The 12,186-nt window shown below is 65.1% G+C and carries 13 protein-coding genes; 7 read left to right on the forward strand and 6 right to left on the reverse strand.

The window, feature by feature from the left end:
* Positions 1 to 25: 25 nt before the first annotated feature.
* Entirely contained in the window at positions 26 to 1,012 is a 987-nt protein-coding gene (gene rfaD / locus RJ527_02490; protein ID WND76620.1) for an ADP-glyceromanno-heptose 6-epimerase, read from the reverse strand.
* 116 nt (positions 1,013 to 1,128) lie between these two features.
* Between rfaD and RJ527_02495 the strand changes: the two genes are divergently transcribed.
* The 6 genes from RJ527_02495 to RJ527_02520 all read left to right on the forward strand — a co-directional run bounded on the left by RJ527_02495 (position 1,129) and on the right by RJ527_02520 (position 5,025).
* The gene (locus RJ527_02495; GenBank protein WND76621.1) at positions 1,129 to 1,464 is read left to right on the forward strand and encodes an accessory factor UbiK family protein; all 336 of its coding nucleotides are present in this window, start codon (positions 1,129 to 1,131) and stop codon (positions 1,462 to 1,464) included.
* 287 nt (positions 1,465 to 1,751) lie between these two features.
* Complete coding sequence (locus RJ527_02500; GenBank protein WND76622.1) at positions 1,752 to 2,255, forward strand: YbjN domain-containing protein; 504 nt, start codon at positions 1,752 to 1,754, stop codon at positions 2,253 to 2,255.
* 31 nt (positions 2,256 to 2,286) lie between these two features.
* Positions 2,287 to 3,138: a pyrroline-5-carboxylate reductase gene (proC, locus tag RJ527_02505; GenBank protein ID WND76623.1), complete on the forward strand. Its 852-nt coding sequence runs from the start codon at positions 2,287 to 2,289 to the stop codon at positions 3,136 to 3,138.
* 72 nt (positions 3,139 to 3,210) lie between these two features.
* Complete coding sequence (locus tag RJ527_02510) at positions 3,211 to 3,903, forward strand: hypothetical protein (GenBank protein ID WND76624.1); 693 nt, start codon at positions 3,211 to 3,213, stop codon at positions 3,901 to 3,903.
* A 145-nt stretch (positions 3,904 to 4,048) separates the two neighbouring features.
* Positions 4,049 to 4,552 carry a phasin family protein gene (locus RJ527_02515; GenBank protein ID WND76625.1) on the forward strand — a complete coding sequence of 168 codons (504 nt, stop codon included), beginning with the start codon at positions 4,049 to 4,051 and terminating at the stop codon, positions 4,550 to 4,552.
* Between the two features lie 119 nt (positions 4,553 to 4,671).
* Complete coding sequence (locus RJ527_02520; GenBank protein WND76626.1) at positions 4,672 to 5,025, forward strand: tRNA-binding protein; 354 nt, start codon at positions 4,672 to 4,674, stop codon at positions 5,023 to 5,025.
* A 16-nt stretch (positions 5,026 to 5,041) separates the two neighbouring features.
* Here the strand turns inward: RJ527_02520 and RJ527_02525 are convergent, their stop codons facing one another.
* The 5 genes from RJ527_02525 to RJ527_02545 all read right to left on the reverse strand — a co-directional run bounded on the left by RJ527_02525 (position 5,042) and on the right by RJ527_02545 (position 11,135).
* Entirely contained in the window at positions 5,042 to 7,630 is a 2,589-nt protein-coding gene (locus RJ527_02525) for a PAS domain S-box protein (GenBank protein WND76627.1), read from the reverse strand.
* A gap of 85 nt (positions 7,631 to 7,715) precedes the next feature.
* Complete coding sequence (locus RJ527_02530) at positions 7,716 to 8,375, reverse strand: response regulator transcription factor (GenBank protein WND76628.1); 660 nt, start codon at positions 8,373 to 8,375, stop codon at positions 7,716 to 7,718.
* A gap of 141 nt (positions 8,376 to 8,516) precedes the next feature.
* Positions 8,517 to 9,836 (reverse strand): ATP-binding protein, encoded by a 1,320-nt coding sequence (locus RJ527_02535; protein WND76629.1) that lies wholly within the window; start codon positions 9,834 to 9,836, stop codon positions 8,517 to 8,519.
* 10 nt (positions 9,837 to 9,846) lie between these two features.
* A complete protein-coding gene (locus RJ527_02540; protein WND76630.1) occupies positions 9,847 to 10,530 on the reverse strand; it encodes a response regulator transcription factor in 684 nt (227 codons plus the stop codon).
* 92 nt (positions 10,531 to 10,622) lie between these two features.
* Complete coding sequence (locus RJ527_02545; GenBank protein ID WND76631.1) at positions 10,623 to 11,135, reverse strand: MarR family transcriptional regulator; 513 nt, start codon at positions 11,133 to 11,135, stop codon at positions 10,623 to 10,625.
* Positions 11,136 to 11,278: 143 nt separating this feature from the next.
* Here RJ527_02545 and RJ527_02550 point away from each other — a divergent pair, with 143 nt between their 5' ends.
* On the forward strand, positions 11,279 to 12,178 hold the full coding sequence (locus tag RJ527_02550; protein WND76632.1) for a branched-chain amino acid aminotransferase: 900 nt from the start codon (positions 11,279 to 11,281) through the stop codon (positions 12,176 to 12,178).
* Positions 12,179 to 12,186 lie beyond the last annotated feature (8 nt).

Raw genomic sequence — 12,186 nt, forward strand, 5'->3', positions numbered from 1 at the left:
TGCGAAGGTCATGGCGTTCCGTCCGTCACAGATAAGGGTCGCCGGCGGCGAGGAAGTCCTGCACATAGCGGCGCACGCCGTCTTCCAGCGACGTTTGCGGATGGTCGTAGCCGGCGGCGCGGATGCGGTCCATGCGGGCCTCGGTGAAATACTGATACTTGTCGCGGATATCCTCGGGCGTTGGCACGAAATTGATCATCGGCTCCTTGCCCAAGGCCCGGTACACGGCGGCGGCCAGATCGGCGAAGCTGCGCGCCTTGCCCGATCCGCAGTTGAACAGGCCCGACGCCTCGGGATGGTCCAGCAGCCACAGCACCATGTCGACGCAGTCCCCGACCCAGACGAAATCGCGCAACTGTCCGCCGTCGGGGTAATCCGGGTTATGGGATTTGAACAGGGTGCAGGCCTCGTCCCGGGCCGCCTTCTCATAGACCTGCCGGGCGACGGACTGCATGCGGCCCTTGTGGTATTCGTTGGGCCCGAACACGTTGAAGAACTTGAGCCCGGCCCAGCCCGGCGGCCTGGGCGCGTCGTCCGCGATCTGTTCCGCGACCCAGATGTCGAACTGGTTCTTCGACCAGCCATACAGGTTGAGCGGCTTCAACGCCTTCAGCGCCTCGATCGCGCCGTCGTCATCGAAGCCTTGGGCGCCGTCGCCGTAGGTCGCCGCCGAGGACGCGTAGATATAAGGTACGCCCTGTGCCGCGCACCAATGCCACAGGCGCCGCGACAGGATGATGTTGTTCTTGATGATGCGGACCAGACGCGTTTCCGTGGTCGCCGAGATGGCGCCCATGTGGATGACACCGCGAATCCGGCCCGCGTTGGCGTCGAGGAATCGGGACAAGTCCTCGGGTGCGATCGTCTCCACCTGCCGACGCTTGGCGATGTTGCGGGCCTTTTCGTCCGAATCGACATGGTCGACCACCGCCACCGGGCCCAGGCCCCTGGCCTCCAGCCCGTGAACGATATTCGATCCGATGAACCCGGCGCCGCCGGTGACCACATACATGGGCTGCTTATAGGCCGGGCCGGACGCGGGAGCAACCGGGCCCGCGCTTGCGAAAGCCCCCCAACAGGGCCATATATCACCTATAAATTACGCGTCATGAGCCAAGGAGTTCCGCCATGCAGACGTCCAACCGAATCCTCGACGACCTGGCCAAGGTGGCCAACGGCGCCGTGGCGACGCTCGCCGGCGTGAAGGACGAGATGGAAGCCATGATCCGCCAGCAGGTCGAACGATTCCTGGCCGACGGCAACCTGGTTCCCCGCGACGAGTTCGACGCCATGGCCGAAGTCGCGAAGAACGCCCGCGCGGCGCAGGAAAAACTGGAAGCCCGAGTCGCCAAACTGGAGGCCCAATTGGCCGGCCAAGAAGCCGCCAAGCCGCGGACGGCCGCGAAAAAAACGGCGGCAAAGCCCACCCCGCGCAAGGCCCCGGCCGGCAAATCCAAGGCCTAAGCCAGCGCCCATATATGGAGTCGTTTCAGGACCTTGCGTCCGGCGGCTTTTGGGCGTGTTTGCGTCTAAGCCGTTCTGATTCCCGATTCTTCCACAAATATTCACAGAACCGCCCCAATCCTCCCTTGCACGGCTATCGCCCTTAAGGCAGGCTAGCTCTTGTATCCAAGGGGGCCACAGATACCATATTTCGGTAATCTCCGAGATGTTGTGGGCGATCCCTTTGGCGACATGCCTGGAGGCGCCCGCCCGGGCGCCGCCGGTCCAGCCACGAAGGAGCAGCGGCCATGCCTGCACTCGAATTCGCCGTAGATACCCAAAAACACAATCCCTTGGACCTGATCGAACAGATCGTGGAAGGGAACGACTGGACCTTCGACCGCCGAAGCGACCAGGAACTGGCCGTGCAAGTGCCGGGAACCTGGTGCGACTACAGCCTCTATTTCGCCTGGAACGACGAGATCGAGGCCATGCACTTCACCTGCGCCTTCGACATGCGCGTGCCCCAGGAGCGGCGCACGCCAGTCTACGAGCTTCTGGCCCGGGTCAACGAAAAGCTCTGGCTCGGCCATTTCGGCATGTGGGACGACGAAGGCCTGCCGATGTTCCGCCACGTCCTGCCCATGCGCGCGGCCAACGGCCCGACCATGAGCCAGATGGAGGACATCGTCGAAACGGCGCTGTACGAATGCGAACGTTTTTACCCCGCCTTCCAATACGTCATCTGGGGTGGCCGCACCGCCGACGACGCCGTGGCCGCCGCCATGGTGGACACGGTCGGCGAAGCCTGATCCCGCCCCGCAGGATCGAAGGAATCGCGCCATGACGGCCGCCCGTCCCTTATTGGTTGTCGGCGGCGGCAAGATGGGCGGCGCCCTGATGGCCGGCTGGATCGGCCGCGGCATCCCGGCGGCGGACATTTTCGTTGTCGAACCCAATCCCGACAACGCTTCGGCCCTGGCCCGCGATCACGGCGTCACCGTCGCCGCCACGGCGGACGACCTGCCCCCGGATTTCCTGCCTGAACTGGTGATGTTCGCCGTCAAGCCGCAGGTCATGGCCGACGTCGTCCCGGCCTACCTTCCGTTCGCCGGGCCGGCGACCGTGTTCCTGTCCATCGCCGCCGGCACGCCCATCGCCCTGTTCGAGGATTGCCTGGGCGAGGTCGCGGCGGTCGTCCGCGCCATGCCCAACACACCAGCCGCCGTGGGCCGGGGGGTCAGCGTCGCCTGCGCCAACGCCCGCGTCACCGATGCCCAACAGATGCTGTGTCATGACCTTCTGACCGCCGCCGGCAAGGTTCATTGGGTCGAGGACGAAGACCTGCTGCATGCGGTGACCGGCCTGTCCGGCAGCGGTCCGGCCTATGTCTTTCACCTGGTCGAATGCCTGGCCCGGGCGGGCCGCGCGGCGGGCCTGCCGGCGGACCTTGCGGATTCGCTGGCCCGGGCGACGGTCGAGGGGGCGGGCGAACTGCTGCACCGCGCCGCCACGGACACCCCGGAAATCCTGCGCCGCAACGTGACCAGCCCCGGCGGCACCACCGCGGCCGGGCTGACCGTTCTGATGGGCGGCGATCCCAACAAGGACGACCCCGCCAATGGCCCCCTGGGTGACCTGGTGACCGACTGCGTCGCCGCCGCCGCCAGGCGGTCCCGCGAACTGGCGGAATAGCCCCGGCGATCCGACTGGCATTTCCGCCGATCCTTCCTACATAATGAAAAGCGCAGGTAAGGAGGCCCCGCCATGGCCAAGCGGCCCCAAGGCACGACCCCAGGCAAGGCAAGCGGCAAAGACAAGGCGAAGACCGCCCCATCGGGCGATCCACGGAATGCCGTGATCGACGCCGCCATGGCCCGAATCGCGCAGGACGGCTGGCGGCGGCTCTCCCTGGCCGACGTGGCCGGCGACGCCGGGGTGCCGCTGGCCGATGTTTTGATCCCCTTTCCCACCAAGTACGACATCGTCAACGCGTTCCAGGACCGCATCGACGCACAGATGCTGGCCGCCGCGGACGACCATGCGGCGGCGGGCGACGCGGGCATCGGCATCCGCGACCGCCTGTTCGACCTGTTGATGGAACGATTCGACGCCCTGGCCCCCCACCGGGCCGCCATGGCCGAGATCGCCAAGGATTCGCTCTGCGATCCGGCGGCGCTGCGGTTCCTGCCGCGCATGGCGCGGACCATGACCCGGGTGCTCGCCGCCGCGGGCGTCGACGCCGCAGGCCCCTGCGGGCTACTGCGCGCCAAAGGTCTGGCCTTGGTCTATGCCGACGCCTTCCGGGTGTGGCTGGGCGACGACGGCGCCGATCAGGCAAAGACCATGGCGGCGCTCGACAAAGGGCTGCGCCGGGCCGAGACGGCGGTGCGATTTCTCGACCGGATCCGCCCGAAGCAGGGCCGCCACGAAGAAACGGCCGAAGCCCCCCAGGCCTAGGCCTTCCTTTTTTATTGCACTGCAATATAAGGCTTGACTTACATCCCCTATCGGTCGCATATATGCATCACTGTTGCAGTGCAGCAAAAATGCTGCATGTGCACGACGCATATTCCCTTTCGCGTTCCAATGGAGGACCGACCAAATGTACACCGATATGTTCAAGCTCGATAAAAATGGCTTCCCCGCCTGGGCTGCCGATTTCACCAAGATCTATGCCGACTTCGATCCCGCCAAAATGTCCGACCAGGTCATGAAGGCGATGAAGGGCGGCTCCATGGAAACCATCGACGTCAATGCCGTGATGGACATCCAGCGCAAGAACCTTGAAGCCCTGAACAAGGCCAGCCAGGCCGCCTTCGAAGGCGTTCAGGCCGCGGCCCAGAAGCAGGCCGAACTGTTCAAGGCCGCGTTCGATCAGGCCAGCACCGCCGCCGAATCCCTGGGTAAGGTTTCTTCCCCCCAGGATCTGGTGACCAAGGAACTGGACCTGTGCAAGGCCGCTTTTGAATCCTCTCTGGCCAACACGAAGAAGGTCACGGACGTCGTCACCAAAGCCAACGACGCCGCCGTTAAGGTGATCAACACCCGCATCGCCGAAGCCTTCGACGAAATGAAGGGTCAGATGAGCAAAGCCAAAGCCAAGTAATCGGCTTTTCCGACTTTCGAAGAAGGCCGCCCCAAGGGGCGGCCTTTTTTTTGTTGCCGCCCTTTTTTATTGCATGACGGGGCGGTCGCGATAAATTCCCGGGCCGAAGGAGACGCTCAATGTCTGAAAGCCCCTCCCCGCAGATCGCCTTCGACGATTTCCTGGCCGTGGATATCCGCGTCGGGACGATCGTCCGCGCCGAACCCTTTCCCGAAGCCCGCCGCCCCGCCATCAAGCTGTGGGTCGATTTCGGCCCGGACATCGGCGAGCGCAAGACCTCGGCCCAGATCACCCGCCACTACACGCCGGACAGCCTGGTCGGACGCCAAGTCGCGGGCGTCGTCAATTTTCCGTCAAAGCAGATCGGCAAGTTCATGTCGGAAGTGCTGGTCCTGGGGTTTCCCGACAAAGACGGCGAGGTCGTGCTGATTCACCCGGACCTCGATGTGCCCAACGGCGGGCGGCTTTTCTGATCTTCCCAGCCGCCCGTCAAATCCGGCGTTCCATCTCGTCCTTTTCCTGCGCGCGGGCGCGCGCCTCGATCGCCGCCACCCGGCGGGCATGGGCGATCGATTCCGCGACCATCAGGCGCAGTTTCTCGGGCTGGATCGGCTTGTGCATGACCTCGAATCCGCTGGCCGCCGCCTCGCGCAGGCGGTCCGGCCCCGTGTCGCCGGTCAGCAGGAACCCCGGCACGTCGCCGCCCCAGACATGGCGAATGGCCAGAATCGCGTCGGCCCCCGTATGGCCGAGCTTGAGCCGGTAATCGGCGACCACCAGTTCCGGTTTCTTGCGTTCCTGTTCCAGCTTGGCGATCGCCTCGACCGCCGATCCGGCGACCACGGCGTCATACCCCCAGCCGGTCAGCAGCAGTCCCAGCGCGTCGCGAATGTCGGCCTCGTCGTCAATGCCGACCACCACGGCCCCCGTCACATCGGGATGCTCATCCGCCGGCAGGGTCATTTCCGCGGGCGCATGTTCACCCGCCAACGGCAGGCTGACGGCAAATCGCGATCCCCGGCCCACCCATGACCGCACGTCCACAGGATGGTCGAGCAGATTGGACAAACGCTGCACGATGGCGAGCCCGAGCCCCAGCCCCTCGCGCCGGTCGCGCGCCGGATTGCCGACCTGGTGGAACTCCTCGAAGATCATGTCCAACTGGTCGTCGGGAATACCGACGCCCGTATCCCAGATTTCAACACGCACACCGTTCCCGGCACGCCGGCAGCCGACCAGAATCTTGCCGGTTTCCGTATGGCGCACGGCGTTGGTCAAGAGATTGCGCAGCAGGCGATCGAGCAGGCCCGGATCGCTGTCGACCAAAAGCGCGCAGGGAACCATGTTGAGCCGCAGGCCCTTTTCCTCGGCCAGCGGGCGGATTTCCGAACACAGGCGTTCCAGCACAGCACCCAGGTTGAAATCGCGCCGCTGCGGCACGAACAGCCCGGCGTCCAGTTTCGAGATGTCGAGCAATGAGCCGAGCAGGCGTTCCAGCGCGTCCGAACAGTCGCTGATGCGGTTGATGAGCTGCTTCGCCTTGTCGTCCAGATCCCGTTCCGACAGCACGTTGACGAACATGGCCAACGCCTGCAAAGGCTGACGCAGGTCATGGCTGGCGGCGGCCAGGAAGCGCGACTTGGCGGCGCTTGCCAGTTCGGCGGCGTCCTTGGCCTCGGCCAACAGTTCCTCGGCCTCTTTGGTCGCGGTGATGTCGCGGCCGACGCCCTGGATTTCCACCATGCGCCCGTCGTCGTCGAACACCGCGCGTTCGGTCCATTGCTGCCAACTGACCTTGCCGTCGCGCCCGACGACCCGGTGAAGATTCTCCTCGATCGGATTGTTCGGTCCGATTCGGCGGATGATGGCCTGGCGCAGGGCGGCTTCCCCGTCGCTCAGTTCCGAGCCGACGGGCCGTCCGATCAGCTGTTCGCGGGACACGCCGTAATATTGGCAATAGGCTTCGTTGACGAAGGTCCGGACACCGTCGGGGGTGCAGCGCCGGATCAATTCCGTCTGGTCCTCGACGATGGCGTGATAGCGCAGTTCGGAATCGCGCAACGCCTGTTCGGCCCGCTTGCGCTCGGTAATGTCCTGGGTCACCCCGAACAGCCGACGGGCGCGGCCGTGTTCGTCGAAATCGGCACTCAGATCCTCAAAGACGTAGCGCACCGTGCCGTCCGGGCGAAGAACCCGGTACTCGTGCCGGCAATTGGGCACGGGATTTTCATAGGCGGCGGCGATGCGAGGCCGGTCGTCGGGATGGATCATGTCCAGGAAGACCTTGCCCGTGGGCCCGGCGCGGCCGGGGCGCAAGCCCCAGATCCGCCACAAGACGGGCGAGCAGACGGTGCGGTTGTCGTCCGGGAAATGTTCCCAATAACCGACGCGGGCGGTGCGCGACGTCGCCTGCAACTTGCTTTCGGAATCGGCCAGCGCCTCTTCCCAGCGCTTGTCCTGGGTGATCTCCTTGGCGGCGCCGACCACGCGCACGACCTCGCCGCTGGTGCCCCGTTCCGGGCGCGAGTAGACGCGCAGCCAGCGCACCCGGCCGTCGGCGGACAGCAGGCGGAATTCGTCGGTCGAGGGAATCCCTAAGCGCAGGCGCTGGTCGCGGGATTCCAGGATCGGCACGTCGTCGGGATGGATCTGGGTCAGCCAGGCGAGGGGCGCGTCGCTTTGCCCGGACTGCCCGGCCAGGCCGTCGATCCCGCCGACCTGCCATTTCGAGGTCACCCGACCGTCGGGAGCGACGTCATAGGCATAGACGACGTCCGAGGTCAGTTCGGAAATGATACGGTAATGGGCGTCCGTTTCGGCATCGCGTTCGGCGGCGCTCATCGCGCGGCGGCGAGGGGGGACCGTCACTTGCGGCTCGGGAACCGCCACACCCGCCGGATCGCGTCGCCGGCGGCCCAACCGCAGCCCGACAAGGAACGCCGCCACCGCAACGGTCAGTCCGACCATGACCGCCGTCGGGCGGGTGATCGCCTCACCGGGGTCCGCCCATGCCGGCGGCGCCGCGATCAATGTCGCGACGGCCGCAGCCAATGCGCCGAACCGGCGGCGGGCGTTCAACGGATGATTTTTGTTTTCCCGGCCTCTGGTGGCATGGCCAGTCCGGGAACAGCGGGACCTCATGACGCCCTCCTTATCGGCGCAGTCAGTCCTGTTCCAGGCCCTGCGTCAATCCCAGCGATGCCGCCTTGATCACCGCCTGGGTCCGGTTGTTCGCATCGAGCACCTTCAAAAGTCCCGTGACATGCAGCTTGATGGTGCCTTCGGCGAGACCCAGGATGCGGGCAATCTCCTTGTTCGACTTGCCGCCGGCCATGAGGTTGAGCACGTCGCGTTGACGCGGCGTCAGGTGCAATCCGCCCAGGCCTTCGGCCTTGGCCCCACCGGGAGCCCAGTCGAGCAGCGTCGGCGGCAGGTAGATTTCCCCGGCGATCACCTTGCGCACGGCATTGACCACCACGGAACTGTCCAGGGTCTTGGGGATGTAGCCATGGGCGCCGCAGTCCATGGCCAGGCTCATTTCCTCGGACGTTTCGGCGGCGGAGACGACGACCACCGGGACACCGCCCAGCGAGCGGATCAACGCGTTAAGCCCCGCGAACCGTTCCATCCCCGGCATGCCCAGATCGACAAGGGCGAGGTCCAGGTCGTCGGTTTCGTTGGCCGTGCGCAGGGCTTCGGGATAGCTCGCGGCCTCGACGACCGTGATGTCGGGATCGATGATTTCCAACAGCGAGCCCAGCCCCTTGCGAAACAGGGCGTGGTCGTCGGCAATCAGAACTTTCGACGGAAGGGAATCAGCCACCTACACCCCCCAGGCACCAAGCCAAACCCTCCCAGGGCCGCGGTGCCTCGATTATCGGACCATTACTTGATCTAATCCCATTATAGATATCATGGACGGAATTGCCATGAAATCCGCCGGGGCCGTCCCGGCCCGGAATCCCTACAGGGGCAGGCGGATACGGCCGCGCAGGCCGCCGGCCGGCGATTCCGACAACAGAATTTCGCCGCCGTGGCTGCGCACCACGTCGCGGGCGATGGTCAGCCCCAATCCCACCCCGCCCGTTTCCGGGTTGCGGGAATCGTCGAGCCGGAAGAACGGCCGGAACACCTCGGCGCGTTTATCCTCGGGAATGCCGGGGCCGTCGTCGTCCACGGTGATCTCGATGGCATCGCCCCGGTGCCCCGCCCGCACCGACACATGCTGGCCATAGCGCGCCGCGTTCTCCACCAGATTGGTGACGCAGCGCTTGAAGGCGTTGGGGCGTAGCGGCAGATTCAACTGATCCTCCAGATGCAGATCGATGGGCCGGCCGCGGCGGCGGACCTGACCGACCACGTCTTCCAACAACATGCCCAGGTCCGTCGGCGACGGTTTTTCCGTGCCCTCGCCGCGGGCGAAGGCAAGATAGCCTTCCAGCATGTGTTCCATTTCCGAGACGTCGGCGGACAGATCGTCCACGCCGTCCACGTTCTTGAACATCGCCAATTGCAGTTTCATCCGCGTCAGCGGCGTGCGCAGGTCGTGTGACACGCCGGACAGCATGTCCGTGCGTTGGGTGATCTGGCGCTGGATGCGTTCGCGCATCGCCATGAAGGCCTGGGCCGCCTGACGGACCTCGGTCGCCCCCTCGGGCTTGAAGTTCGATACGTCCCGGCCCTTGCCGAAGTTGTCGGCCGCGCGGGCCAGCCTTCGGATCGGCTTCACCTGATTGCGCATGAAGATGGTGGCGACGCCGAACAGAATCAGCGACGTACCAATCATCCAGATGACAAAGACATAAACCGTGGTCGAGAACAGCCGCTTGCGCGTGGTGGTGATGCGCAGCACCCCGTCGGCAAGTTGTACGTCGATGCTCACGTTGCGATCCGAACTTTCCGAATCCAGGCGGTAGGGTTTGACCATGAAGCTCTGCATGGAGCGGTCGAGCACGTCTTCCAGGTCGTTGGCCGGCGGCACGGCCTTGTTGGACAGGATCGCGCCCGGCAGAAAGGTCACGAACATGTCCATGTTGCGGCCGGCCAGGGCGGCGGCGCGCTCGCGGCCTTCCTCGCTGGGGTCGTCGGTCACCAGTTGCACGATGGCGGCCACGTCGCCGGCGACACTGCGCGCCAGACGGTAGGACACCTTGTCCCAATGGGTTTCGTAAAAGATCAGGCCCGACACCACCTGCAACAGGATCAGCGGCGTGACGATGATCAGCAGGGCGCGGCCGAGCAGGCTTTTCGGCAGGGCGTTCTTGAGGGTCGTCTGAAGGGGCATGGCCGGATCTTCAATCAGGGCGCAGAACGTAGCCCTTGCCCCGCACGGTCTGCAAATAGCGGGGATCGCGGGGATCGGGCTCGATCTTACGGCGAAGACGGGTGACCTGTACATCGACGGCACGCCCGCCGCCGGCCGCCCCCGTGCGGGCGATCAGGTCATCGCGGGTCAGCACGTCGCCCGGGCGCGCGGCGAGCGCGCTCAGCAACCCGGCCTCCAGGTCGGTCAGGCGCACGGGGCGCCCACCCCGCAGCAACTCGCCCCGGTCCCGGCGGAACAGAAAGTCGCCGAGAAGAAGGTCGTCCCCCGGGGCCTGGGCCTGGGGCGCGCGCTTCATGACGTTGCGGATACGCAAAAGCAGTTCGCGCGGCTCGAACGGCTTGACCACATAATCGTCGGCGCCGCCCTCCAGGCCCGAGATGCGGTCTTCGGTCTCCGCCATGGCGGTCAGCATCAGGATAGGAATGGCCGACCGGGTGCGCAGGTCGCGCGCGAACTCCAGGCCCGTTTCCCCCGGCATCATCAGGTCCAGGATCACCGCGTCGAAATCGAAATGGCTGAGCCGGCTGCGCGCCTGGGCCGCATCGGCCGCCGTGACCACGACGAAGCCGTTCTCGGTCAGAAAGCGGCTCAGCAGGTCGCGCAGACGGCCATCGTCGTCAACGACAAGAAGATGCGGCAGGTCGGCATTCAAGGTATCACTCCCCCATGCCATGCGGTCGAGCGTTCAAGCAGCCACAGGGCCGGTGCAAATCCTATCATGATCGGGCCGGATGCGGCAGCCCGTCAGCCGTGGGCCGCGGCGCCTGGAGGGGGCACACGATGGCGGTCCGCCTCGTTGATCAGGCCGAACAGCACGCGGCGAAACCCTTCGACCGCGTCGGGGCCCGCGTCACGGTAGGCGCGCGCGATATGCGCCGACTGGCGGCGGGTCAGCAGTTGTTCCAGGTCGCGGCCCTTGGGCGTCAGATGCATGAGCCTCCGGCGGCGGTCGCCGTCGTCGGTTTCCTGCACGACGTAGCCTTCGTCGATCAGGGTCGACAGCACGCGGTTGAGGGACTGCTTGGTGATCTTCAGGATCGCCAGCAGCTCCGACACGCTGATGCCCGTGTTGGCGCCGATGAAATAGACCGCCCGGTGATGGGCGCGGCCCATGTCGTAATCGGCCAGGACGGCATCGGCCTCGCCCGTGAAGTCACGGTAGGCGAAGAACAGCAGTTCCATGGCGTGGCGCAGGTCGTCGTCGCGCGGCGCCAGGGGATCAACCTGCTGCTGGACCCAGGGGGCCTGTTCATCCATGACGGTTTCCTTCATCGGGGCCGCCGGAAAATCTGATCGAAGGCCCCGCAAAAATAAGTCAGTGTTATTGACTTATATGCCCGAGAATGATAATAAACGCAACATCGTTCTTGGGAAAAACGGACGGACGAAAGAATATTACAATGGCAGCTGCTACCTTCGACAACCGCGACGGTCTGATCTGGTTCAATGGTGAATGGGTCGATTGGCGGGACGCCCGCGTCCATGTCCTGACCCACGGCCTGCATTACGGCTCCTGCGTGTTCGAAGGCGAACGCATGTATTCGGGGCAAATCTTCAAGCTGCGCGAACATACGGAACGGCTGTTCTATTCGGCGCAGACGCTGGGTTTCAAAATTCCCTATACGGTGGAAGAGATTGATCAGGCCTGCATCGACGCCTGCACGAAAAACGGCATCGTCGACGGCTACATCCGCCCGGTCGCCTGGCGCGGATCGGAAATGATGGGCGTGTCGGCCCAGCAGAACCGCATCAACGTCGCCATCGCCGCCTGGGACTGGCCCAGCTACTTCTCGCCGGAACTACGCAAGAAGGGCATCAAGCTGGAAACCTCGACGTGGCGCCGCCCGGCGCCCGAATGCGCGCCGGTCCATGCCAAGGCCGCGGGCCTGTACATGATCTGCACCCTGTCCAAGCACACCGCGGAATCGCATGGCTGCCAGGACGCCCTGATGCTGGACTACCGCGGTCAGGTCGCCGAGGCCACGGGCGCCAACATCTTCATTTCCTTCGGCGACGGCAAGCTGCACACGCCGACGCCGGATTGCTTCCTTAACGGCATCACCCGCCAGACCGTCATCGCCCTGGCCAAGGCCCGGGGGATCGAGGTCATCGAACGGGCGATCTTCCCGGACGAGCTGAAAAAGGCGACGGAAATTTTCCTCACCGGCTCCGCCGCCGAGGTCACGCCCGTCGGCCAGATCGACGACCTGACCTTCACGCCGGGCCAGATCACTCATTGGCTGATCGAAGATTACGAAAAGGCCGTCGGCAAGAAGACGGAAAGCGCGGCGGCGGAATAGGCGATCGG

The organism is Thalassospiraceae bacterium LMO-SO8 (genome assembly GCA_031655335.1).
GTDB lineage: Bacteria > Pseudomonadota > Alphaproteobacteria > Rhodospirillales > Casp-alpha2 > UBA1479.

What these genes read in the sequence shown, in the direction of transcription:
- rfaD (WND76620.1), bottom strand. Translation starts at nt 1,012, where the DNA reads ATGTATGTGGTCACCGGCGGCGCCGGGTTCATCGGATCGAATATCGTT.
- proC (WND76623.1), top strand. Translation starts at nt 2,287, where the DNA reads ATGACGGCCGCCCGTCCCTTATTGGTTGTCGGCGGCGGCAAGATGGGC.
- RJ527_02495 (WND76621.1), top strand. Translation starts at nt 1,129, where the DNA reads ATGCAGACGTCCAACCGAATCCTCGACGACCTGGCCAAGGTGGCCAAC.
- RJ527_02500 (WND76622.1), top strand. Translation starts at nt 1,752, where the DNA reads ATGCCTGCACTCGAATTCGCCGTAGATACCCAAAAACACAATCCCTTG.
- RJ527_02535 (WND76629.1), bottom strand. Translation starts at nt 9,836, where the DNA reads ATGCCCCTTCAGACGACCCTCAAGAACGCCCTGCCGAAAAGCCTGCTC.
- RJ527_02510 (WND76624.1), top strand. Translation starts at nt 3,211, where the DNA reads ATGGCCAAGCGGCCCCAAGGCACGACCCCAGGCAAGGCAAGCGGCAAA.
- RJ527_02550 (WND76632.1), top strand. Translation starts at nt 11,279, where the DNA reads ATGGCAGCTGCTACCTTCGACAACCGCGACGGTCTGATCTGGTTCAAT.
- RJ527_02545 (WND76631.1), bottom strand. Translation starts at nt 11,135, where the DNA reads ATGGATGAACAGGCCCCCTGGGTCCAGCAGCAGGTTGATCCCCTGGCG.
- RJ527_02515 (WND76625.1), top strand. Translation starts at nt 4,049, where the DNA reads ATGTACACCGATATGTTCAAGCTCGATAAAAATGGCTTCCCCGCCTGG.
- RJ527_02520 (WND76626.1), top strand. Translation starts at nt 4,672, where the DNA reads ATGTCTGAAAGCCCCTCCCCGCAGATCGCCTTCGACGATTTCCTGGCC.